The following is a 24567-nucleotide window of genomic DNA, read 5'->3' as shown; positions in this document are numbered from 1 at the left end:
CCTTATGAATTACAATATCAACAAAGGCATCGGAAGAACGGTAGAATTTAAGGGACTGAAAGCACAATACCTTTTCATATTCGCAGGCGGACTTCTAGGAACGCTTATTCTGGTCATGATACTTTACATGGCCGGGATCAATTCCTACATCTGCCTGCTACTTGGAGCAGGCGGTGCTTCGCTGATAGTATGGCAGACCTTTTCACTGAACAAAAAGTATGGAGAACATGGGCTGATGAAAATCGGTGCAAGAAAAAGGCATCCTCGTTACATCATCTGTCGCAAGCCTGTACATCGCTATTTAAAGTTCACCCCTAAATCGAATGCCTTATGAGGAATGTAGCCAAGACCACAACGTTGGAAAATAAGTTTCCTTTACTAGCGGTGGAAAACAACTGTATCCTGTCAAAGGATGCAGACATTACTGCCTGTTTTGAAGTGCGTTTGCCGGAATTATTTACGGTGGCTTCTGCGGAATATGAAGCCATTCATTCCGCCTGGCACAAAGCCATCAAGACGTTGCCCGATTATACGGTTATCCATAAACAAGACTGGTACATTAAGGAAAACTATACTCCCGACATTACGGGTGAAGGTTTGAGTTTTTTGGGCAAATCCTACCAACTGCATTTTAACGAACGTCCTTTTCTTAACCATTATTGCTACCTGTTCCTGACCAAAACCACTAAGGAAAGAATGCGTACGCAGAGTAATTTTTCATCGCTTTGTAAAGGTGCTCTCATACCAAAAGAAATCAGGGATAAGGAAGCGATTCATCGTTTTATGGAAGCGGTTGCACAGTTTGAGCGTATTACAAATGACAGCGGATTTATCGGGTTACGACGCCTAACGGAAGAAGACATCATCGGTACGGATGAAAAACAAGGATTATTGGAACAGTATCTAACGCTGTCAAGGGAAGCCGGAACACAAATGCAGGATATAGCAATCGGAGCTGAAGAAGTGCGCGTTGGTAACAAAAGATTGTGCCTGCACACTTTATCCGATACGGACGACCTGCCTTCAACTGTATCAGCAGATACCCGTTATGAAAAACTATCTACCGACCGGAGTGACTGCCGTTTGTCGTTCGCTGCTCCAGTGGGGTTGCTGCTAAACTGCAATCATATCTACAACCAATACCTGTTTTTGGATAACAGTGAAGACAACCTGCAAAAGTTTGAGAAGTCAGCAAGGAATATGCACTCACTGGCTCGTTACAGCCGTGCCAACCAAATCAATAAAGAATGGATAGAGCGGTACCTGAACGAAGCACACAGTTTTGGACTGTCGTCCATCAGGGCACACTTTAATGTTATGGCTTGGTCGGATGACCCTAGCGAATTCAAACAGCTAAAGAATGATAGTGGTAGTGCTATGGCACTGATGGAATGCAAACCTCGTCATAATACTACCGATGTAGCTACACTCTACTGGGCAGGTATGCCGGGAAATGCTGGAGATTTCCCAAGTGAAGAAAGCTTTTACACGTTCATTGAACCGGCTTTGTGCTTCTTTACCGAAGAAACCAACTATCACAATTCACCATCACCATTTGGTATTAAGATGGCGGACCGTCTGACCGGAAAACCTATCCATCTGGACATTTCCGACCTGCCAATGAAGCGAGGTATTATCACGAACCGAAACAAGTTTATATTGGGTCCATCGGGAAGTGGTAAATCTTTCTTTACCAATCATATGGTGAGGCAATACTATGAACAAGGTGCACACGTCCTGCTTGTGGATACGGGTAACTCGTATCAGGGATTGTGCGAACTTATCAAAGGAAAAACCAAAGGCGAAGACGGGGTTTACTTCACTTACACAGAAGACAATCCCATTGCCTTCAATCCTTTCTATACGGATGATGGTGTGTTTGACATAGAGAAAAGAGAAAGTGTCAAAACCCTGATACTTACACTTTGGAAACGTGACGATGAACCACCGACACGTTCCGAAGAAGTGGCATTATCCAATGCGGTAAGTGGCTATATCGAGCGTATCAAACAGAATGATGTATATCCTTCTTTCAATGGTTTCTATGAGTATGTGCAGGGCGATTATCGTAAGGTACTGCAAGAAAAACAGGTCAGGGAAAAAGACTTTGATATTGCCAACTTCCTGAACGTACTGGAACCTTACTACAAAGGAGGTGAATACGATTACCTGCTCAATTCTGATAAACAGCTAGACCTGCTTTCCAAACGCTTCATTGTGTTTGAGATTGATGCGATCAAAGACCATAAGATCCTATTCCCAATAGTGACCATCATCATCATGGAGGTGTTCATCAATAAGATGAGAAGATTAAAAGGTATCCGCAAGCTTATCCTAATTGAAGAGGCTTGGAAAGCGATTGCTAAAGAGGGAATGGCAGAATATATAAAGTACCTCTTCAAAACGGTGAGGAAGTTTTTCGGCGAGGCTATCGTAGTAACACAGGAAGTCGATGACATCATTCAATCGCCCATTGTCAAGGAAAGCATCATCAACAACTCCGATTGTAAAATCCTGCTCGACCAGCGCAAGTACATGAACAAGTTTGATGACATACAGGCAATGCTTGGCTTGACTGAAAAAGAAAAGGCACAGGTACTTTCCATCAATATGAATAATGACCCGTCACGGCTCTACAAGGAAGTTTGGATTGGTTTGGGTGGAACCCATTCTGCGGTATACGCCACAGAAGTGTCGGTTGAAGAGTATCTCGCCTATACCACCGAGGAAACGGAGAAAATGGAAGTGATGAAGCTTGCCGGTGAACTGGGCGGAAATGTAGAACAGGCCATCAAGCGGATAGCCCTGCAAAGAAGAGAAAAGTAAATACAATTATTAATCATTTAAAAATCGAAGAACAATGAAAAAAATACTATTCATGGTGTTGACAGCTCTAATGTTGGCTGTAGCACCGTCCGCAAAAGCCCAATGGGTGGTTACAGACCCCACAAATCTGGCTCAGGGAATTGTTAACAGTGCCAATGAAATGGTACAGACTTCATCCACGGTATCCAATGTTATTAAAAATTTCAAGGAAGTGGAAAAGGTATATAAACAGGGTAAAGAATACTATGATAAGTTGCAAGCTGTCAATAATTTGGTGAAAGATGCCCGCAAGGTGCAGCAGACAGTACTATTGGTTGGCGATGTGTCGGAAATGTATGTTCAGAATTTTGGCAAAATGATGAACGATCCCAATTTTTCTCCCCAGGAATTGATGGCTATCGCCAATGGTTATGCATCACTGCTCAACGAAAGTACAGCACTGCTGAAAGAGCTCAAACAGATCGTAAGCTCTTCCAGTTTGTCATTGAATGACAAAGAACGTATGGATATTATTGACCGTGTGTACAAAGAAGTGAAGGAATACCACAGCCTTGTACGCTATTACACGAACAAAAATATCTCAGTAAGTTTTCTAAGGGCAAAAAAGCAGAACAATACTAAAAGAGTATTCGAACTCTATGGAACAGCTAACCAAAAATACTGGTAAGTTATGGAATTTAATAATCTTCACGAGGTTCTGCGCTCCTTGTACGATGAGATGATGCCACTGTCCGCAGATATGGCGGCAGTGGCTAAAGGAGTTGCTGGTCTGGGAGCCTTATTCTATGTAGCTATTAAAGTATGGCAGGCACTAAGCCGTGCAGAGCCTATTGATATGTATCCTTTGCTCCGTCCTTTTGCATTGGGACTTTGTATTATGTTCTTCCCAACAATGGTTTTAGGTACCCTCAATGCTGTGTTAAGCCCGGTGGTACAGGGGACACATGCCATTCTAGAAAATCAGGTGCTTGACCTGAACGACCTACAGACAAAAAAAGACCTGTTGGAACGGGAAGCCATGCTTCGAAATCCTGAAAACGCTTATTTGGTATCGGACGAAGAGTTCGATAAAAAACTGGAAGAACTGGGTTGGTCGCCATCCGATCTGGTCACGATGTCGGGCATGTATATGGAAAGAGGGATGTACAACATTGAGCAGTCTGTAAAAAACTGGTTTAGGGAATTGCTGGAAATTCTATTTCAGGCAGCTGCTCTAGTAATTGACACCATACGTACTTTCTTTTTAATTGTGTTGTCCATTTTGGGTCCGATAGCTTTTGCTATATCGGTTTGGGATGGTTTTCAATCCACACTTTCGCAATGGCTTACTCGATACGTTAGTGTATATCTATGGCTACCCGTTGCCGACCTGTTCAGCTGCATGCTTGCCAAGATACAATCCCTGATTATAGAAAGGGATATCGAAATGCTTGCTGACCCGACTTTCATTCCCGATACGTCAAATACCGTGTATGTGATTTTTATGATCATTGGCATTGTGGGATATTTTACTATCCCAACCGTGACAGGCTGGATTATTCAGGCTGGTGGGGCAGGGAATTTTACTCGCAATGTAAACCAAACCGCAATGAAAGCCGGAAATATTGCTGGAGCCGGAGCTGGCTCGGCAGCAGGAAATATTGGCGGGCAATTACTCAAATAATGTAGAACGATTAATCAGTAAAAAATGGAATTTAAAACGCTAAGAAATATCGAAAACAGTTTTCGCCAAATCAGGTTGTACGCTCTTGTATTTGCCGTTCTCTGCATCAGTGTTGCAGGATATGCAGTATGGCAATCTTACCGCTTTGCAGAAGAACAGCGCCAGAAGATCTATGTACTGGACAATGGCAAATCACTAATGCTGGCACTTGCACAGGATGCGTCCATCAACCGACCGGTCGAAGCAAGGGAACATGTAAGACGTTTTCACGAACTGTTCTTTACGCTGGCTCCCGATAAAAATGCTATCGAAAGTAATATGAGCCGGGCGTTTAACCTTGCCGATAAAAGTGCTTTTGATTATTACAAAGACCTTTCGGAAAAGGGATATTACAACCGTATTATATCGGGCAACGTACAGCAACGTATCGAAGTAGATAGTGTGGTCTGCAATTTCGACACCTATCCCTATGCGGTACGTACCTATGCCAGACAGTTCATCATCCGTTCCAGTAATGTGACCAAACGTAATCTGGTTACTTCCTGTTTTCTTGTGAACTCTGTCCGTTCGGACAATAACCCGCAGGGCTTCAATATCGAAAAGTTTACTGTTGTGGAAAACAAAGATGTAGAGGTCATTGAACGCTAAAAACGTAGGATATGAAAAAATTACGAACTGATATGGACAATTGGTTTGAGAAACTGGATGAACGTTGGCGAACACTGCCTTTAAGAAAACAGCACAAGTACACGCTTTACTTTTTTGCGGGGTATCTGTTGCTTAGCGCAGGGGTTATTTTCAAAGTATGGTATGATACCAGCAAGTCCAATAACGATATGGTCATTGAGCATATCGAAAATCCTGTTTTCAAAAAGAAATGAAGTCCTGCACTCTTGCAGGATACAGTATCAACAATTTTAAAAAATGACATTCATGAAAGAAAATGAAAATAAAAAAACGGTTGTTCGGGTAACGGAAGGTAACCCAGCAGCAACCGAAGATGTTTTGCAAGAAAGTACACAGAACAAAGCCCAAAAGCTTAAAAAACCACTTATATTCGGTTTGATGGGTGTTGTGTTCATCGGCTGTATGTACTTGATATTTAAACCGTCTTCCGAGAAAAAGGAAATCGATAAAATCGGACTGAACGAGGTTGTACCTCAGGCTACTGGCGCAGGAATGCCTGCCGATAAGGGTAAGGCATACGAGGAGGAAATGCTAGAACGTAAGAATCAGGAAAAGAGGAACGCTCTCACATCTCTTTCTGATTACTGGAATACTGACGAAAATGTAGAAGCGGAGGAGGAGCTACCTAAAGAAGAAGAAAGCTACAGCAGTGCCAACGGATCTGGAAAACAAAGTAATCCCGCTTTAAACAGTTACCGCAACGTGCAAAGCACATTAGGCTCTTTCTATAAGGACGATAATTCTGAGACGCAGGAACTCCGCAAGCAATTGGAAGAATTAAAGGAAAAACTGGCTGAGAAAGACGTTCTAGCCAAAGTAACGGTTGATGATCAATTAGCATTGATGGAGAAATCCTATCAGATGGCTGCAAAATATCTTCCTTCAGGTACAAATATGGGGGAAGTTGTACCTGCCAATGATGCTGTTTCTAAGTCGTCTTCATCTACACAAAAAGAGCAGTTCGTGGCATTCACCTCTGCAAGAAAGAACACCGTATCTGCCTTGTACCGTGAGCCTAACGATAGTGCCTTTTTAGCAGATTGGAGTCAAAACAAGAACAGCGGTTTTTATACTGCCAGTGCTTTAGAACAAGTGGTACAACCCAAAAACAGTATTAAAGCCTGTGTACAGGAAACGCAGACCATTATTGGTGAAACTGGAGTACGATTACGGTTACTGGAACCCGCCCAAACGCCTAATCGCAGCATTCCCAAAGGAACAATTTTAACGGCTACTGCAAAACTTGAAGTAGGACGTTTACAGCTCAAAGTTACTTCCATAGAACTAAACGGAAACATCCTCCCGGTTGATATTACGGTTTATGATCTGGACGGTCAGCAGGGTTTGTATGTGCCGTATTCGCCCGAAATGAATGCCCTTGGCGAAATGGCTGGCAATATGAGCCAGCAATCCGGGACGAGCCTGATGCTTACCCAATCGGCAGGACAACAGGTTGCCGCTGATTTGAGCCGTGGTGTAGTACAGGGCATTTCGGGCTATTTCTCCAAAAAAGTGAAGACACCGAAAGTTACCTTAAAGGCAGGGCATCAACTGTTCCTTGTTTCCAAAAAATAATGTTAAACATAAATAGAATTAAACAATGAAAAATTACTTAAAAACCTTTTGGGCATTTGCCATGATTATTGGCTTTGCAGTATCCTCTTTTGCACAGGACAGCGCAATAACTCCTCTTGCTTTGGGTAAGATAGAACCGTACCTTATGGAAGTTACTTATGACAAGACTTCGCATCTGATTTTCCCGACCGCTATCCGCTACGTGGATCTGGGCAGTGAATATCTGATTGCGGGAAAAGCAGAAGATGCCGAAAATGTACTACGTGTAAAAGCATCGGTAAAAGAATTTGAACCGGAAACCAATTTTTCGGTAATTACAAATGACGGCCATTTTTACAGCTTCAATGTGCATTACAGCTCATCCCCGGAGGTGTTGAGTTATGACTTGCTAACAATGCAAAAGACAGTGGACAAGGCTCATGGAAGTGATGTGCTTTTTGAAGAGTTGGGCAACAATTCACCATCTCTGGCAGGCTTGTTACTGGAAACAATTTACAAAAACGACAACCGAATTGTAAAGCATATCGGGGCGAAAAGTTTCGGCATACAGTTTATGCTGAAAGGAATTTACATCCATAATGGTAAATACTATTTCCATACGGAACTCGGAAACCGTACCAATGTTCCTTTTCAGATTGATTTTATAAATTTCAAAGTGATAGATAAAAAGATTGCCAAGCGAACCGTGGTACAGGAAAGACCAATGACACCACTACGTACTTACAAGCCACTCAGTGAGATTGGAGGAAAAACAACAGAACAAAATGTGTTCCTGTTGGACCAGTTTACCATTGCTGATGACAAAGTATTATTGATTGAGATTTTCGAGAAGAACGGGGGCAGACATCAAACACTTCAGGTAGAAAATTCCGATTTGATCCAGGCTCGCTTAATTAACGATATGCATCTGAAATTTTAGTAATCCATTAAACATAATAACAGAAAAATGAAAAAGTATATTTATACGATGATGTTTGCCTTTATGAGTATTGCTATCGCACAGGCACAGCGAATGTTGCCTAAACAGAAAGGATTGGAAGTAAACGCAGGAACTCTATCTGATAATGATCCTAGCAGGCACTACTACTTTAATATAGGTATGACCGTAAACGGTAACAACGGCAATTATCAGCTTTGGGCATTGGAATATACGCACCAGTATGATGAGTATAAAAACCTCCGCATACCACAGGAAACCTACACAGCAGAAGGTGGTTACAGTTTCTTCATGTTGGGTGATACACGTAAGAATATTACCCTGAATGCAGCAATAACTGGTGTACTGGGTTATGAAAGCATTAACCGTGGCGAAACTCTGCTGTATGACGGGGCAAAAATACTGACTGAAGACAACTTCATTTACGGTGCAGGCGGACGGTTGTCTTTTGAAACATACCTGTCCGACCGTTTTGTACTGATCCTGCAGGGGCTTACAAAAGTTTTGTGGGGTACGGATCTGGAACAGTTCCGACCTTCTATCGGTGTGGGATTAAGGCTTAACTTTTAACTTTTAAAATATAAAACAATGATAGCATTTTTCAATAAATTCAGAATTGGCTTACTGCCAATGTATGTATTGTTGGCAGTCCTGATAAATTCCGTTACATCCTGTGGCAAAGACGAATTGGAAATACAAAATGATTTCCCTTTTGAGGTAAAGGTGATGCCCGTACCCAAAGAGATTGCTAATGGCAATTCCGTGGAGATTAGGCTGACGGTACAGCCAACCGGCAATTACAGTAACACACAATACTTTATTCGTTACTTCCAATTTGACGGACAAGGAACTTTGCAGTATTACGATGAACCGCCGTATCTGCCCAACGATTTGTATCCGTTGCAGGAGAAGCAATTCAAGTTGTATTATACTTCGAACTCCACCGTCTCCCAAACCTTTGATTTATGGATTTCGGATAATTTCGGGAACGAAAGGCAGTTGAGCTTTGAGTTTAACAGTAGTAATTAGCCGTCAGATATAGGTTTTTATGTTCTCACTATAAAATTCGTATTTAATCACAACCTGAAGATCATCTTCGGGTTGTTTTATTTGCTATTACCCTATGGATCTCTATTAAGCTTATTGTATAACTGAATAAACATTATTATCTTGGTTCTAATTTGTGGCATCCAAATACTATTTTTAATAATGAGATTTTAAAAACATTCTTATGAAAAATGTTATAGAACGTACCAATAGATTTTATATCGAAATGTCCCGAAAAGTACTCTCTGAAAAGGAATATGATGTATTGCAAAAGCTCCTGATAGAAAAAATGACGCTTCAGGAAGTGGCGGCCATTTATGAGGTCACGGGTGAAAGTGTTCGCCAAATTTACGAAAGAACATATAAAAAAGTAAAGAGCGTAACGGAGTTACTTGCTGAAATTGATGACTATAAGCTTAAATTGGAACAGTTAAAATACGACTTTAAATGTGAGACACAACAAATCAAAAAACGGAAAAATATAACTGAAATTGACCAGCATAAGTTACTAATTGCAAGCCATTTCCCTTTCAGTAAAAGAATGTATAGCATGTTCGAGGTTTTGGATATTCATACCATAGGGCAACTAGCTGAAATACCTCTGAAAAGTTTTGGGTGTTTCAGGGGATTTAAAGGACAGTGTAAAAAAGAACTAATTGCATTTATAGAGTTTGAAAACATTGAACATCTTTTTGAAGGCTTTTCTGTTTGGAAAACACAGCCAATAGAGTAATTAGCAATGGTAGAAAATCCAATTTTAATATTGCGGTCTTCTTTTGCTTCTTTTCTTTGACCGCTGCTGTGGAAAGAAAAGAAGTCCCCTAAAACGACGAAAGGGATAATGAATATTCCTTAGAAATAAGATTGTAACCTGTTTGGTAAAATATGAGAGAGAAATTTATGGATTGACTTATATTTTAGCAAAGTGGTTTCACCGATTAGGCGCAAAAAGACTGTCCCGACCATAGGAGGGAGTGTCTTTTTGCTGCCCGATTTTGGCTTTCAGACGACTTTTATGGGGTGGGTACGAAAGTCCTTCAGATTATGAAAAAATCCCCTGTAAGGTGTCATACCATATCTAAACAAGCTCCACAAAAGCGAACAACCCATCTGGGTTAAAGAGGAATTGATAAACAAATCCTGCTTCTCCAATGCTTCCGCTAAACTGCAACTTGGCGTGTCGTCCTCTTGTTCGGACTGCTTCAATAATTCTCCAAATTCTTCCGTAATCATTGGCAGGCTTGCCACCGTTTCGTATTTCTCCGAATTGGGTTGATGAATGTTTCCTATGGTAGATAGTAATACTTGCCCTGTATATTGGCTGTTGCCAAAATCCAACCAATATTTCGGTTCGTCTCTCTGATGTCTGCGGTTGCTTATTTCTTTCAGTATTTCAGCAACCCCGAACCTTGCCAGTACATTATCCACGCAGGTAATGTAAATAGTTGCCTGTGCTTCTTCGGGTATTCTTCCCAAACTGTCCTTTTCAAACTTTGCGGTTTCGGCTTTCCAATTTGTACCTGAAAAGCGGTTTGCACGGTTGATGAGTGCAACGGATTTGTATAACCCTGTTTCACTTTCTGCAAAACGCTGTCTCCCTAAATTAGCATTAGTCACAATATCATCATCCCACAAACGAACACGTAACCCTGCGTGTCCCAATTCGATTAAGCTATGGTTCATTTCCATTAAGGCGGTCAAAACCTTTGAGCCTGTACCACCTGCACCGATTAGGTTTAGGGTAATGGGATTGGTTGGACTTATCAGATAATTGTCTGTAAAATGTACTTTTAGTTTCTCGGTATTCATCACAAAAGATTTTTAAGGGTTTTGTTGTTCTTTTTTAATACATCTTTTGGAAAACCTTCACCTGTTTCAATCAGCTTTTTCCAAAGGATTACACAATTCCCTTTTATGGGATTTTGTTTTCCTAATAAATGGCTGAAATAGCTATTGAAAAAGTAGTCTTCCCAAGCAGTTGTAAATTCCTCTAAAGAAGCAGAATTTTTAATGTCTATACTTACAGTTCCCATACATACTTTACCATCTTCATAAATGTTGAAGAAAGGAGCAAAATACAATGGTGTATTTTCTGTAGGTCTTCTGTCAGTAGTAAGAGCAAATACGGCAAGGCTGTTTTTACTGGCATACCAAAGCATTGACGGTACAGACGCTTTGCCGTTGGGTATGCCCAAGCCGTTTACAAAATACAATTGCTGTTCCTGTGCCTTGGTGTACCAAAGTACAGTGCCTTTTTCGCTCGGATTAATATGCAGTATATTGGTAGGCAAAATTCCTTTTGGTTTTAAAAAGGCTTTGTCCTTTTCTTTATCGGTGTGCAAAGCCTTTGCCAATATTTTGGCTTCATTTACGGTCAATGGATGGGCATTGATAGGATTTCCGTTTTTGTCCATATCAAAATGCTCCACGTACATATCGGTATTTGTCCCTTTGGTTTGGTAAAAAACCAATGCAGATTTTGGATGGTAAAGCGTTCCAAAATTCTCGGTTATGTCGTTTACGTTGCTCATTTTCTTGTTGTTTTATAATCATACAATAGCGTACATAGTTCGTTCAAAAGGGCAAACAGGCGGTTCTCAAAATCAAGATTGGTTTGCGTTATGTTGCTTCCGTCAAAGTATTTACAAATCGTTGGTTCTTCCATTGCTCCATACTCGTTAAACTCATTGTTGATACTATCCGCAAGGCTCTCATACAACCAACCTGTAGTATCTGCTATAAAGGAGATGTATTTTTCCATTCCAACAGTTTCGGAGTCGTTTTCATCATTATAGGGGTCTTCTTGGGGTCTTGGTGCGTTTCGGAAAATGCTCTCGTGTGGATATTGCGTATAAAGGGCAAAGGCATCGCAAGCGACTTTTTGGCACTCCAAGTCGAATGTGTCACGGGTTTTTAAGTTATTTAAACGCTGTTCAAATACCTGAAAATTAATACGGTTGAACAGCTTCTGTTCTATGCGTTCGCCTATCCATTCGGCTTTTACAATCTCAGCAATACAGTTGTCCGTTTCTTCGGTATAATCATCTTGTTCCACCCAATCATTCATCATTTCGTACATCCAATACAGATAGCAGTTTTCCTGTCGGTAATACGGTATATCAACAATATGGTACAGATAACTGCAAACCGAAACAAGCAATTGAGCCGTCTTTTTACGCTTTGGGTCATGGAGCATTTGAAAGAGTGGCACAATTGGAATATAGTACAGGGTTGTACTGGTGCTGTATCGTTCTTCGCTTGTGAAAAATGTTTTCTTGCTGTCCTGTACCAAACGTAAATTATCCCAATTGACATTGTTTTGTTTTAACTTGGTTTCAGCATCCCACATAGCCAAAGCCATATTGTAGGGATAACCGTATTCCTGCGTCTGTAAAGGCTCAATACCATAATGTTCTGCAAGCTGGGAAAGGGACCTATAAAAATCCCTTTCCGTTTTTGCTGTTTTCTTACAAGCCTGTACGGATTGCAATGTTTTCAGTTTAGGCAGAAACGCACACTTTAGAAAACCATTGGTAGCATGGCTATCGGTACAGATTTCTGTTTGTCTTTCCGTACTTCGTTTGCGTCTTTGGCTCTCTGCATCCAATTTGCGAACTCGCCCAATTGTTGGTGCAGTTGGCGTTGTGTTTTCTGTTGAGGTATGCTGATAGTTCCCGATAGGATATTGTGTTGCATAGTTCATCATTTTTGATTTTTGGTTTAACCTTTCGTTCCCATTACGCTTTCCAATTTGTATTCTATCCTATCATCACGGATAATTGGGGCAGATACTTTTGCCGTGGTTAGTATAGGATAAGTGTTGGCGTAAAAATTCAATACCGCTTCCACACTCCAACGTGGTTCGGGGTCGGTCAGTCTGATGTCCTGTCCTTTATCTTTAAGTATAAATACTCTTTCTAACTGTGTTGCTAATAACATAACTCTTGGATTTTGTATTAAACATTAGGTTGCTCTGTTGCAAACAGACCTGTTGAAGAAAACTTGTCTGATAGTTCCGATTTGCGTTTTCGTATCTCGTCTGCCTTTTCGGGGTAGTCGATAATTTCGGGTACTTTCATCCACGCTTCACGGAACTTATCCTCTTTCTCCAATTCATCCGCTTTTGCCATTCCCTCTTTAAACTTCTTGTCTTTGGTTTCCTGTTCTTTCTTTTGTATGTCGGATTTTTCCTTTTCCATTGCCGATTGCTTTTTGGCTACTTCCAATTGCTTCATAAAGGCTTCCATATTTACCATTAAACCCGAAGCGGTTTGCAAAGGCGTTGTTATCTGCTGAAAAAATCCCTCGTCCAATTCTTCTGCCGTTCCCCGTAGATTAAGCGGTGGTATCAGTTGTTTCGCATTATCTCCACATTGCTCATTTTGAAGCATTATGGAAACAATAAGGGTGTTTTCCATACCCTTTGATATAGTGAGTTGTAAATCTCCTGTAATGCCCATTTGCGCTATCTGATTGAAAAAATTTGCATTCATCGTTTTAAAAATTTAATTGTTGTTTAATCCTTGTTTTATTGTTGTCAGCTTCTCATACATATCTGTCCAATAGGCGTTCTGCCTTTTGTCATAATCGGAGTAGCTCTCATTCTCATGCCTGTATTTTTTATACCGTTTGGTTATACGGATTGCTTCGTTAAGGTTTGTTACTTCAATAGGGCAACCGTTTAAATCTGTTACTTTCATTTTCTGCTATTTAAAGGCAACCACCCGTAGGCAGTCACCTGTGTTTATACATTCAGATTAATTGAAATTGAATACATCTGAACCGATTTTATCGAAAGAAGTACACAATTCAAATGCTTTCTGTGATTTGATTTGAGCGGTTCCACCCATTACAATACTTTGCAACTTGGCTTCATCATCTTTGTAATTGCGTACATTCTGATAGTACCCTGTCACAGCATTGTACGCCCCGAACAATGTACCTTTGGTGGTATCCATTTGTTGAGTGTCGCTTGTCATAGCATATGCAAAGGCATCTTGCACCACATTTTTGAACACGGTGGAAACTTCATCTTCTGCACCCTTTTTAAGCAAATCCAATGTTTCCTTGTTCGGGCAAAGAGCCAATTGGATTAGTTTTTTTACTTCTTGGTCAGTCACCTTTACTTTAGCCCACTGGTTGAATATTCCTTCTAACTGGTTGCTTAAGGTATCCGCTAATCCCATAACCTTGTGGGCATTTTCCAAGTGCTGTTTTGCTCCCGAAGTATGTTTGATGCGTACCACATTACTCATCGAACGAAGCGAGGCGTTAAGGGTATTTTGGCAAACAATACGGATAGGGGTGAAGGCTGCTGTTATGCTTCCACTGCCATCGTGTGAAGTGGTTAGGAAAATGTACTTTTCCGTTACATCATCGCCATTTCCTACTCGGATATAGTCGGGTAGTTTGGCAGTGATAAAGATGCGTTCCCCTTGTCCCAATGCTCCTGCGGTTTCGTACAATATTCCTTGTGAACCACCTACAATAGCATCAAAGAAATTGAATGCTTCACGGTTTTGTACGATGTGATAGTCTTTACCCACCACGCCCAAAACGGCATTGTTATCGGTACGAATATTGGCAAAGTAGTTGGGAACGTGCAGTTCGTTGTTGCCTATTTCTATACCGTTTGCCGTTTCAATAATGCCCGAACATTTTGTATATAGCGGTGTTTTGATGACTTCATAGTCTAATCCTGCATGTTTTATAGCTTCTTCGCTTGTTGGGTATTGCTCTACAATTTGCCCCAAACCGTGCCATGCTTTTTCTTTTACGCTAAAGAATGAATAACGACCTGTTGTGCTGTTGAAATTGATATTATGTGCCATGATAAAATGATTTAAAAAGTTTAAATATTATTTAGATACTCGTTTTTAAAATGGGAGGTCGTCCTTTGTGTCGTCATTGTTGTTTACTGTAGGAGCTTGTACCGCATCTACTTTTTTACCTCCCCCGTGCAGTTTGATTTGCGCGATGTTGAAATTCAGTCCTGCGTGCGTTTGTCCGTCACTGCCTGTCCACGCTCTTGCGCTCACTTTGCCTGTAAGTTCTACCACCGTACCTTTTGTGAGTATCTGCGCTACTTTTGGACTAAGCCAGTATGCGCAGTCGAAATACGTTGTCTGCTCAATGCGTTCGCCCGCTTTGTTTTTGTAGCTGTCGTTGATGGCTACAGAAAAGTTTACTACTGTTTTGCTGTTCGACACGTTGCGTACCTGCGCATCCGCTGTTACTCTTCCTGTGATGTTCATAATTTCTACGATTTTTAGGGATTAATTTTTTTTGAAATTTTATTCGGCAATGGGAGGAGGTGCTGTTTTGTTTCATCAAATCCATTTTTAATATTTTACTTTTCATTGCTGACATTTTTTTTATTCGTCTAAAGAGCCGGAGTATGCTATGTTTCGTTTCGGGAGCATAAAAAGGTTAGTGTTTAGCAATAGCAAGGTTTTGACAAAAAATACAACCCGGATGGGTGGAGATTTTTTGTCAAACCTGAATGGCCTGGCCTTGCTATTGCGTTAAGAACACGGAGTTACCTTTGCTCCTGAAATAAGACAAAAGCATACAGGTTCTTTGAATAAACTATTATATGGAAGAATGAGATGTGTTTAAAGATGGTATAGTTGTTTCAGAAGCTTACATTCATACTTAATATTTTGAAGTGAACCTGCCAATATATAATTTACCAAGAAGCTACTGTAACACAAAGTGGGTCATTTCAGCAGGAATATTAACTTATTCGTCTAGCTAAATAAATGTTTAACCAATTTTCCAGTTTTTTAAAAGCGTAGTTGACTTATAAATAAGAGATTAAATGACTAAACTACTTTGGTATTTCGGCGCGAATACTTAGAAATTAAAGTCTTGCTAGAGTTATGCGCTAAGACTAGTTTAAAACTCGGAAATTTCGCTTTAAAAGAATATCTTTGTTACAAAAAAAACGCGTGGATAACCTGAAAGAAATCAAAATTTTAAAGCAACAATTGGCTGATGAAGTTCAGAAAGAACAATCGGACAATTCCCTGATTCTATCACTTTCCAATGAAATTGCTAAACTGGATAATGCTGAAGTAAGATTTTCTGTGGATGCAGGTATTATAAACAGACTTGGAAAAGAATTAGTCGGACGACACGAAACGGCTGTATCTGAACTAGTTAAAAATGCATACGATGCAGATGCTAAAACTGTTAATTTAATTTTTAAGAATGCGTGGGATCCAATGGGGACTCTAGTTATAGAGGATGACGGTGTTGGAATGAATAGAGAAGAATTAATTAATGGGTTTATGAGGTTGTCTTCATCGGATAAGATACACAATCCCAAATCTCCGAAATATTTAAGAACAAGAGCAGGACGAAAAGGTATTGGTCGTTTTGCTACTCAGCGATTAGGTGACAAACTTACAATCATAACACAAAAAGCAAATCTTGACAGCGCTTTAAAGATTACAATTGATTGGAATAGATTTGAAACCGATAAAGATTTAACTTCCATCTCAAATTCAATTGAAATTGTTCCTAAAGAAAAGGAAGAAGGCACAACTTTAATTATTGACGGGCTAAGGGAAGGATGGTCAGATCCCACGGTAAAAAGAGTATATAGATACACTTCAGACCTATTACAACCTTTTCCCTTATCGAAAGAAGGAAAGGAGAAAGTAAAAAACAAACTTGACCCAGGTTTTAAAAGTTCATATTACAGAGATTTTGAAAGCGATGAAAATTTAATTATTGACGAAGAAGAAGCTTTCTTAAAACATGCGCTTGCAGAAATTGAAGGATATGTTTTGGCAGATGGTCAAGGGTGCTGGTCATTAGAAAGCGAAAAACTAGACTTTCCCCAAGAGGTTTTTTTGATAGGTAAAAATAAAGATCTGCCAGAATCAAAATTTCAATTTATAAAAGGTGTACATTTTAAGTGTTACTATTTTTTATACGATAGTTCTCTTATTCCTTCTCAAACAATGACATTTATTAGAGAGGTAGCGAATGAACGTGGCGGAATTAGAATATATAGAAATGGCTTTCGAGTATTACCTTACGGTGAAAAACTCAATGACTGGCTAGGGTTAGATGATTCCACTGCTAGAAGAGTTATTCTATCTTCGCATCGTAATATTAATTTTTTTGGATTTGTAGAGATTACAGACGAATCTGGTTTATTGTTTGATGAAACTTCAAGTAGAGAGGGATTATTTGACAATGAGGCTTTTCAAGAACTGGTAGATTTTGTACAAAGATCAATCCTTAATGCTGTAATTAAGATAGCTGATTTGCGAGGAAGAAAAGCTAAAACCGGTCAAAAAAATTGGGTCAAGGTTGAAAAGATCTCCGAAAAAGTCGATAACGCAATCGAAAAAATTAAACAGATTTTCGAAGAAGACAAAAAAACTGATGATAGCTCTGAATCTAACAATTCTTCCGAAAGGAAACAAAAATTCGAAGAAGCTTTTGAGGAATTTAAACAAGCCAGACAAGAAGAAGTTGTAGAAAAGCAGAAGTTGATAGAAGAATTGAACATGCTTCGTGTGCTTGCTGGTCTGGGACTTGTAATCGGTGAATTTGTTCACGAAGTAAAAAGATTTCTACCTGGTTTTGATACAGACACAAAATATTTGAAAAAAGCAGTTAAAAATTACCCCGAGGCACTCAATCGTGTTGAACGGCTTGAAACGAATATTAAATCATTTACATCCTATACTTCATATTTCGACAGAGCAATTTCTAGAAATGTTTTCCGCGAGCTAGAACCCATAGAACTAAGAAATGCAGTAAATGATTTTTGGGATATCGTAAAAAAAGATATTGAGCGTTCAGGCATAATTTTTCACCAGCCAAATTTTGACGGATTTGATTTGTTTACAGTTCCAATGCATCCGTCAGAATGGGCATCTATTTTGTTCAACTTCTATACTAACTCAAAAAAAGCAATAAGACGGAAAGGTGTTAAAGGTGAGATACTAATCAATGCTGGTCGTTATGGAAAGAATGTTTATCTGGAATTCTCAGATAATGGTGATGGAATTAGCAAAGACAACGAAGAGCAAGTATTTAATGCCTTCTTTACCACATCTGGTGTATCAGGAAATAGAGACACAGACGCTGAGTCTTTGACAGGCACGGGACTGGGACTAAAAATATTAAAGGATATTATTGAAAGTTACAATGGATCAATTTACGTTAGTGCACCTGAAAAAAATTTTAGTACAACAATAAGAATTGAATTACCTGAAAATAAAAAAAATGAGTAAGCCAAAGTATTTATATATAGATGACGAGAATGATGACTCGGTCTCCGCAGTTCGTGATGGATTCAATGATGAAAATTTAATTGAAGTTTCAGTCGAACAGCCACAGGATTTTAAGTCGCAGATAAAAGATTTGATCGTCAAGCTTAATGATTATGACGGCTTGATATTGGATTTTAGGCTTAATCAAAATATGCAATTGGATGTAGCCTACAATGCTCCGGCTATAGCCCAAGAATTAAGAATGAGTGTGGCAGAACCTGAAATTAATGTTAAGTCGATTCCGATTATCTTATGTTCAACAGATGAGCGAATGCGGGCTACTTATGATGCAGATATGACAAGTCATGATCTATTCGACTATAAATTTCTCAAAGGTGATGAGCCAGATTGGGAACGTTTTTCCAGAAAATTAAATTCTCTTGCTATCGGTTATAAGTATCTAAATGAAGCTGAACGTTCATTTGAAGATGTGATTAAGAGGTCCGATACCACTGGTCTTGATCCTCGTATTATAGAACGTTTCAAAGATCCTGCTAGAAAATATCTTAGTTATGATTTTGCTAATTTTATAGTGAAAAGCCTATTTAACCACCCCGGAGCGTTGATAAAGGAAAGAGTTCTTGCTGCAAGACTAGGGGTCGATATTGAAGCATCTGGACAGGACTGGTCTGAACTGCTTGATAAACTTAATGATTATAAGTATAAAGGTCTATTTTCTGATGGATGGAACCGTTGGTGGATGGATAAAATAAATATAGTATTTAAAGAAATTTCTAAGGGCAAACGTCTATCAAATACAAATGCTCAACAACGCGTTGCAATACTATCTGAATTTTACGCATTGAAGAATTTAAAAGCGGCTGAGCCGATCAGATATTGTACAAGCACTTCATATTGGACCATTTGTGAAGAGACTAAACGACCGTTAGATCCATTGGATGGATTTAAAGTTTTTGAGACAGTAGAATTGAAATCTTGGCAAGAACCGAAATATTTATCATTTTACGCGATAGCTGATGCTGGTATTAAGCGCAAGGGGCTTCGTGAACAATTTATTGAAAAGGAGAGAATTCAATATATGAAAGAAAGTCTGAAAAATGAAAATTGAACAGTTTCGCCAAACAAGAGCTAGTGAGCTAATTTCTGCTGCTGATAGATTAGACAGTGTATTTTCCGCCAGCGTTAATACCACTCCTATCAGATTAGCCGCTGAGGCGCTAAAAACTGGTCACCCTCCTTTGAAGGATAAATCAGTGCATGCGAATTATTGGGGCTATGAGATTGAAGATTTCAAGATTCCTGTCGAAACAGTGAGACATCTTCGACCTAAGTCTATAGACAGCAAGAAAGTTGAGTTAATTCTTAACATGAAACTAGTTGCAGATATGAGCAATTGGGATAATCTAAATGACCCGTTAATTGAATTGAATTTCAATGTAACAGTAAAAGGTGCAGGTGCAACTCCCCATTTTTTCTGTTTTCATATAGATAAGCATGATCATGCAAAAATGCCGGCTACAGAAGAACCGCACCCAGTTTACCACTTGCAGTTTTCAAGTAATCCTGAGGATACTGAAGAATTTAATTATGGTGAAACGATGGTTCTCGATACTCCGCGCATAATACATCACCCGATTGATTTTATTTTAGGGATTGGCTTTTTGACTTCGAATTTTTTTCCGATGGCATTCGAGGAAATGATGAGTGATGGTTATTTTGCTGGTTTGTACAAGAGATATCAGGAGAAAATCTTACAGCCATATTTCCACACTTTAGCAAGTACTTGGACATACGATAAAAACAATATTATTTGGGATAAAGAACATCTTTGCCCTAGCTTTTTGTAATGAATAAGGAAATAAATAAATACTTAAAAGATCGAAATTCTACGGACCCACAATTAGTGGACAAATTGATCGTGTCTTCATATTTGAGAATTAATCACATTCAGGTAATTGAGAATGCGTTTATTAGAAGTTTAATAATTTCTGACGAGCACGAAGAAGTAGATTCTCTACAACAATTTATCAAAATAATTAATACAGAAGGCTTTATATTTGATTTTGAGGTTTTAATTGAACTATTTGAATTTGTAATTTCGCCAGACGACAAAGTAATAACTGGTGCCATTTATACACCAAAGAACATTCGAAGCTTTATTATAGAAGAAGTCTTCCAAAACATAAATTTTACCGACCAAAGCAGAGTTGCAGATATAGCTTGTGGATGCGGAAGCTTTATATATGACTTGGCGATATATATACAAGGTATTACAGGGAGATCTTACTCTCAAATATTTAGCGCCAATTTATTCGGTCTGGATATTCAGCAATATTCAATTTCAAGAACTAAAATTCTTTTGTCGTTGCTTGCAATTCAGCACGGAGAAGATTTGATAGATTTTCAATTTAACCTATTCGTAGGCGATGCATTAAATTTTAAATGGTCTGATGTCATAACAAACTTTGAGGGATTCCAGAGCATTGTCGGAAATCCACCCTACGTCTGTTCCCGAAATATACCACCAGTAACAAAACAATACTTAAAGAATTGGGAAGTGTGTTCAACAGGCCATCCAGACCTGTATATACCCTTTTTTCAGATTGCATTAGAAAATCTTGCGGAAAATGGTATCGTAGGCTATATAACAATGAATTCCTTTTTTAAGAGTCTTAATGGAAGGGCACTTAGATCCTATTTCCAGCAAAAAAAATATGGCTTTAAAATAATTGATTTCGGGAACAAGCAGATATTTAAAAGTAAAGCCACCTATACATGTTTGTGTTTTATTGAAAAACATTCCAAAGAATATTTACAATATTTCAAATGCCAGGATAAAACATTAACTAATAACATTAAGTACAGTAAACTCTATTATAATACTTTTGACTCAGTGAAGGGCTGGAATCTAGAAATTGCAGAAGTCATCAACAAGATTGAAAAAACAGGGACATCATTTGGGGATCTTTACAAGACAAGAAATGGTATTGCTACACTAAAAAATAATATTTATATTTTCGAACCCATTCGAGAAGATGAAAAATTTTACTACTTGCAAAATGGAAGTGTTTATCCCATTGAAAAGGAAATCTGCGTAGATATTATTAATCCAAATAAATTTACTAAAATTGACAAAATTGACGATATTACAGAAAAAGTAATATTCCCGTATCAATATAAAGAAGATAAAGTAAATTTAATTGAAGAGGACTTTTTTAAGAACAATTATCCGCAGGCATATCACTACCTATCATTGAAACGACATATCTTGGCAGGTCGGGATAAAGGTAAAGCAACATACGAAAATTGGTTTGCTTTTGGCCGCAATCAGTCACTGGAAAAAATGCGTAACAAGTTATTTTTCCCCCACATCACTCCACATACACCAAATTTCGTAATTAATACTGATGAAAATTTACTTTTCAGAAATGGTTTAGCAGTCGTTGTAGAACAGGAAGAAGAACTGCTTTTTTTGCAAAAACTAATGGCTTCAGATATCTTTTGGCTTTACATTAAAAATTCAAGCAGACCGTATGGGTCGGGCTACTATTCCTTAAGTAAAAATTATATTAAGAATTTCGGTGTTTATAACTTCAGCGAAGATCAGAAAGAATATATTGTAAGGGAAAAGAACAGTAAAAAAGTAAATAAATATATAAGTCAATTATATGATATCGAACTTTAATATTTAAATTCAACAAATATGAGCTTAAATTTAATAGTGGAAGGATTGAACTTCTTATTATACTCAGCATTCTATTCAAACAATTAGTAAATAAACGTCAGCATAATTGAGTAACAAAATTTTAAATACTAAATTATCCCGTAGATTAAAACCAAATTCAAAAACAATTGGTAATCTACTACTGCGTTCAGGTAATGAATGCGCATTTCCAGGATGTAGTTCAGTGATTTTTAATGACAAAAATTTGCTAATAGCCGAATGCTGTCACATAGAGGCAGCAATGCCTGGGGGAGAACGTTTCAACGTTGCGATGACTGATGAGCAGCGAAGATCATATCCCAACTTAATATTTTTATGTCACGAGCACCATACTGAAACAAATGACACTACTTTATTTACGGTTGAAAAGCTTCAAAAAATAAAAAATGACCATGAAGAACGGTTTAAGGAAAAAAACTTTTCATTTAAACCAGACTACGTACAACAAGTATTGAACAGTTTTGAAGACCTGCAGAAAATTGTAAAAAAAACTGTGGAAATTGTGGCCCGCATAGAAGAAGGGCAAGATAAAATTTTTAAAATTTTACAGTCCTCAGAATCTCCGAAGGAATCAGCAAATTTTGAGAATGTTGATTTTTTTGGCCCTCCACCAACATTCCAATTTAAAGGTAGAAATGAAGAAAAGGCTGAACTTGATTATAATCTAAAAAATTATAACACCTTTATCGTTGGAGGTATTTCCGGCATCGGCAAAACAACTTTTTTATCAAATTATGTTGCTAATCAAAGTGATTATAAGGTTTTTTGGATAGATTGTGAATTGGTAACAACGTTAGAAATTTTAGCACTTCGTTTATATAATTTTGCTAAGCATGAACTTGGTGAAAATTATGAAAAATTAGTCTCTGCGATAGATCATGATTTACTTAAAATAACCACAATTGCAATATTAAACAAGCATAAGATTTGTATCGTTTTTGATGCATTGAACGCTTCAGCGGGAGAATTATTTTCGTTTATACAATTCCTAAATAAACACTTAAGCACTTCGAAAATATTAATATCTACGAATATTGCATTTGAAGGAAGTAGTTGGGATAATCCAATTTTCAAGCTGCCTATAAAAGGAGTTGATGAAACCGCATTTAAAGAAATTTTAGAAGTTTATAACGTTTTAAATTTATCTACAGAGCAGGCACAAGTATTATATAATTTAATAGATGGCCATCCTTATTTAATAAAGTTGATAAGTACTATTTTAGAGTATGAACCACTTGACGCTCTCATAAAAACTCTCCAAAATAAAAGCTCTCAAGAAATTTCACATTTCATAAAAACCAAAGTGTTTAAATTTTTGACCGATGATGACTTGCTATTTGTCAGACACATCATGATGCTTGGTATACCTTTCAGATTTTCTATTGGTACACATATCTTAAATGAAACATTTAAAACGATTTTCAAAAGTTTAAAACAGAAATTTATCATTGAAGACTTTCAAGAACAATTTTATATTATTCCTGATTTTATTAAAAACAATAATTTATTTGAAGAGCAGGAACTCGATGAAATTGGTGTTTATAAGAGTTTTACTGAATATTTAAAATGCATTCCGGATCCAAGATTATTTGAGCGCAATGCTACTATTTACCATGCGTTAAATGCTGGCCTTCATGAAATTGGATATCAAGAAGCAGCGAACACTTTGTCTCAATTAATGGCATACGGAAAATTTAATATTGCTTGCAATGTTGCTAATAGCTTAGAATCTCATCCTATAGCAAAAAAATGGGATATCATTTATTATTTTCAAGGCCGTGTTTATAGATTTCAGGAAAACTACAAAAAAGCCTTAGAAAAATATGAGCAAGGCATCTATTTGAATCAACAGAGCGAAATTTTAAATGTTCTAAATTTTGAAAAAGCCACAATGCTTATCTATCTTTCAGATGATACGCCAAATGATAAGTTTAGAAATGAAGCAATGACTATTTATGAACGTCTATCAAAATCTACAAATTTAGAAGTTTCTATACAGAGCCAGACTAGCATGGTGACGAATTTAGTAAGAATGAAAAAATATAACGAGGCTATCTTTAGCTTAGAGAGCCAAATTAATTCATTTGAAAGCCAAACATTTAAAAGCAATGTTAAAGCACAGGTGTGGCAATTATTAGGTGAAGTTTATATCAAAATACAGAAATATGATAAGGCATTGGAGTGTTTTGATATTAGTTGTGACTTATATAAGGAAGCGGAATCACATGGAATGAATATTATTGATGGGCTTTTCCACTTATATCATAATTATGCTGTTGCTTACCGTTCCAGTAAACACTACAATAAGGCAGCGCAAATGTATGCCCTATGTGTAAAATTAAGTACTGAATTTGATCTTCCATCTAGACTTGAAAAGTCACTTTTTGATCTAGGGTATAATTTGATATTAGCAGAAGATTTTGAAACAGCAGCAGAGGTACTAGACAATTATTATGCAGTCCTCGTAGGCAATAATTTCATTACGGATGTTCCTATAAGGGTAATATACGGTGCACTATTTTTTGCTAACTGGTACAACGGCGATTTTGAAAAGGCAATCGAATTAATGGGCTTGATGATTATGAGCTGTTTTAATGAAGGCATATTCCCCCCAATAGCAATAATGGAACGAGATGGTATGCATGGTGAAATAAATTTTCTAGAATTTTTTCAACAACATGCCTACACATTGATCATCCCAACAGGAAAAACTCATAGAGATTTAAAAATTTGGATAGATAACGTTTGTAAAAGAAGACCAGACCTCAGTCAAGCATTAAGTTCATTTGGTTACGCTAAAAAAGAATGACAGATTTAAATAATTGATTTTTATTTTATTAATCATTTTGTA

General features: G+C 38.0%; 24 protein-coding genes. 16 read left to right on the top strand and 8 right to left on the bottom strand.

Annotated features, from left to right (window positions below):
* Window positions 1-4 precede the first annotated feature (4 nt).
* From IWX80_RS12085 to IWX80_RS12035, 11 genes are all read left to right on the top strand, one after another.
* Window positions 5-334: a DUF4133 domain-containing protein gene (locus IWX80_RS12085; protein WP_196853660.1), complete on the top strand. Its 330-nt coding sequence runs from the start codon at window positions 5-7 to the stop codon at window positions 332-334.
* Window positions 331-2826 (top strand): TraG family conjugative transposon ATPase, encoded by a 2496-nt coding sequence (locus IWX80_RS12080; RefSeq protein WP_196853659.1) that lies wholly within the window; start codon window positions 331-333, stop codon window positions 2824-2826. The genes IWX80_RS12085 and IWX80_RS12080 overlap by 4 nt, the downstream gene beginning before the upstream one ends.
* Window positions 2827-2860: 34 nt before the next feature.
* Window positions 2861-3493 (top strand): DUF4141 domain-containing protein, encoded by a 633-nt coding sequence (locus tag IWX80_RS12075; RefSeq protein ID WP_196853658.1) that lies wholly within the window; start codon window positions 2861-2863, stop codon window positions 3491-3493.
* Between the two features lie 3 nt (window positions 3494-3496).
* Window positions 3497-4489, top strand: a complete 993-nt coding sequence (traJ, locus tag IWX80_RS12070) for a conjugative transposon protein TraJ (RefSeq protein ID WP_196853657.1) — start codon at window positions 3497-3499, stop codon at window positions 4487-4489.
* Between the two features lie 24 nt (window positions 4490-4513).
* A complete protein-coding gene (gene traK / locus IWX80_RS12065) occupies window positions 4514-5137 on the top strand; it encodes a conjugative transposon protein TraK (RefSeq protein ID WP_196853656.1) in 624 nt (207 codons plus the stop codon).
* A gap of 11 nt (window positions 5138-5148) precedes the next feature.
* On the top strand, window positions 5149-5370 hold the full coding sequence (locus IWX80_RS12060; RefSeq protein ID WP_442899841.1) for a nitrogen regulatory IIA protein: 222 nt from the start codon (window positions 5149-5151) through the stop codon (window positions 5368-5370).
* Between the two features lie 52 nt (window positions 5371-5422).
* Window positions 5423-6751, top strand: a complete 1329-nt coding sequence (traM, locus tag IWX80_RS12055; RefSeq protein ID WP_196853655.1) for a conjugative transposon protein TraM — start codon at window positions 5423-5425, stop codon at window positions 6749-6751.
* Window positions 6752-6776: 25 nt separating this feature from the next.
* On the top strand, window positions 6777-7670 hold the full coding sequence (gene traN / locus IWX80_RS12050) for a conjugative transposon protein TraN (RefSeq protein WP_196853654.1): 894 nt from the start codon (window positions 6777-6779) through the stop codon (window positions 7668-7670).
* A gap of 27 nt (window positions 7671-7697) precedes the next feature.
* Window positions 7698-8258: a conjugal transfer protein TraO gene (locus IWX80_RS12045; protein ID WP_196853653.1), complete on the top strand. Its 561-nt coding sequence runs from the start codon at window positions 7698-7700 to the stop codon at window positions 8256-8258.
* A gap of 18 nt (window positions 8259-8276) precedes the next feature.
* Window positions 8277-8717, top strand: a complete 441-nt coding sequence (locus IWX80_RS12040; RefSeq protein ID WP_196853652.1) for a DUF3872 domain-containing protein — start codon at window positions 8277-8279, stop codon at window positions 8715-8717.
* Between the two features lie 202 nt (window positions 8718-8919).
* Window positions 8920-9468 carry a sigma factor-like helix-turn-helix DNA-binding protein gene (locus tag IWX80_RS12035; protein WP_196853651.1) on the top strand — a complete coding sequence of 183 codons (549 nt, stop codon included), beginning with the start codon at window positions 8920-8922 and terminating at the stop codon, window positions 9466-9468.
* A gap of 269 nt (window positions 9469-9737) precedes the next feature.
* On the opposite strand, the gene IWX80_RS12030 is transcribed toward IWX80_RS12035, so the two are convergent.
* From IWX80_RS12030 to IWX80_RS11995, 8 genes are read right to left on the bottom strand one after another with little or no spacing between them, the layout of a single operon-like run.
* Window positions 9738-10544, bottom strand: coding sequence for a PRTRC system ThiF family protein (locus tag IWX80_RS12030; protein WP_196853650.1), 807 nt, complete (start codon window positions 10542-10544; stop codon window positions 9738-9740).
* Window positions 10544-11266, bottom strand: a complete 723-nt coding sequence (locus IWX80_RS12025) for a PRTRC system protein B (RefSeq protein WP_196853649.1) — start codon at window positions 11264-11266, stop codon at window positions 10544-10546. Before IWX80_RS12025 ends, IWX80_RS12030 begins: the two co-directional genes overlap by 1 nt.
* Window positions 11263-12441, bottom strand: coding sequence for a hypothetical protein (locus tag IWX80_RS12020; protein WP_334682351.1), 1179 nt, complete (start codon window positions 12439-12441; stop codon window positions 11263-11265). Before IWX80_RS12020 ends, IWX80_RS12025 begins: the two co-directional genes overlap by 4 nt.
* A gap of 14 nt (window positions 12442-12455) precedes the next feature.
* Window positions 12456-12674, bottom strand: a complete 219-nt coding sequence (locus IWX80_RS12015) for a PRTRC system protein C (protein WP_099715392.1) — start codon at window positions 12672-12674, stop codon at window positions 12456-12458.
* Window positions 12675-12691: 17 nt separating this feature from the next.
* A complete protein-coding gene (locus IWX80_RS12010; RefSeq protein WP_196853648.1) occupies window positions 12692-13228 on the bottom strand; it encodes a PRTRC system protein E in 537 nt (178 codons plus the stop codon).
* A gap of 12 nt (window positions 13229-13240) precedes the next feature.
* Window positions 13241-13435 (bottom strand): hypothetical protein, encoded by a 195-nt coding sequence (locus IWX80_RS12005; RefSeq protein WP_196853647.1) that lies wholly within the window; start codon window positions 13433-13435, stop codon window positions 13241-13243.
* Window positions 13436-13492: 57 nt separating this feature from the next.
* Window positions 13493-14566 (bottom strand): DUF932 domain-containing protein, encoded by a 1074-nt coding sequence (locus IWX80_RS12000; protein WP_196853646.1) that lies wholly within the window; start codon window positions 14564-14566, stop codon window positions 13493-13495.
* Window positions 14567-14611: 45 nt separating this feature from the next.
* A complete protein-coding gene (locus IWX80_RS11995) occupies window positions 14612-14989 on the bottom strand; it encodes a single-stranded DNA-binding protein (protein WP_196853645.1) in 378 nt (125 codons plus the stop codon).
* Between the two features lie 678 nt (window positions 14990-15667).
* Here IWX80_RS11995 and IWX80_RS11990 point away from each other — a divergent pair.
* The 5 genes from IWX80_RS11990 to IWX80_RS11970 all read left to right on the top strand — a co-directional run bounded on the left by IWX80_RS11990 (window position 15668) and on the right by IWX80_RS11970 (window position 24525).
* The gene (locus IWX80_RS11990) at window positions 15668-17992 is read left to right on the top strand and encodes a sensor histidine kinase (protein ID WP_334682350.1); all 2325 of its coding nucleotides are present in this window, start codon (window positions 15668-15670) and stop codon (window positions 17990-17992) included.
* Window positions 17985-19100: a hypothetical protein gene (locus IWX80_RS11985; RefSeq protein ID WP_196853644.1), complete on the top strand. Its 1116-nt coding sequence runs from the start codon at window positions 17985-17987 to the stop codon at window positions 19098-19100. The genes IWX80_RS11990 and IWX80_RS11985 overlap by 8 nt, the downstream gene beginning before the upstream one ends.
* Window positions 19090-19839: a hypothetical protein gene (locus IWX80_RS11980; protein ID WP_196853643.1), complete on the top strand. Its 750-nt coding sequence runs from the start codon at window positions 19090-19092 to the stop codon at window positions 19837-19839. The genes IWX80_RS11985 and IWX80_RS11980 overlap by 11 nt, the downstream gene beginning before the upstream one ends.
* Window positions 19839-21677: an Eco57I restriction-modification methylase domain-containing protein gene (locus tag IWX80_RS11975; protein ID WP_196853642.1), complete on the top strand. Its 1839-nt coding sequence runs from the start codon at window positions 19839-19841 to the stop codon at window positions 21675-21677. Before IWX80_RS11980 ends, IWX80_RS11975 begins: the two co-directional genes overlap by 1 nt.
* 106 nt (window positions 21678-21783) lie before the next feature.
* Window positions 21784-24525, top strand: coding sequence for a tetratricopeptide repeat protein (locus tag IWX80_RS11970; RefSeq protein ID WP_196853641.1), 2742 nt, complete (start codon window positions 21784-21786; stop codon window positions 24523-24525).
* The last annotated feature ends 42 nt before the right edge of the window (window positions 24526-24567 follow it).

The sequence above is a fragment of the Flavobacterium sp. CAN_S2 genome, assembly GCF_015752255.1.
GTDB lineage: Bacteria > Bacteroidota > Bacteroidia > Flavobacteriales > Flavobacteriaceae > Flavobacterium.
This window is presented reverse-complemented; position numbering and strand designations above follow the sequence as displayed.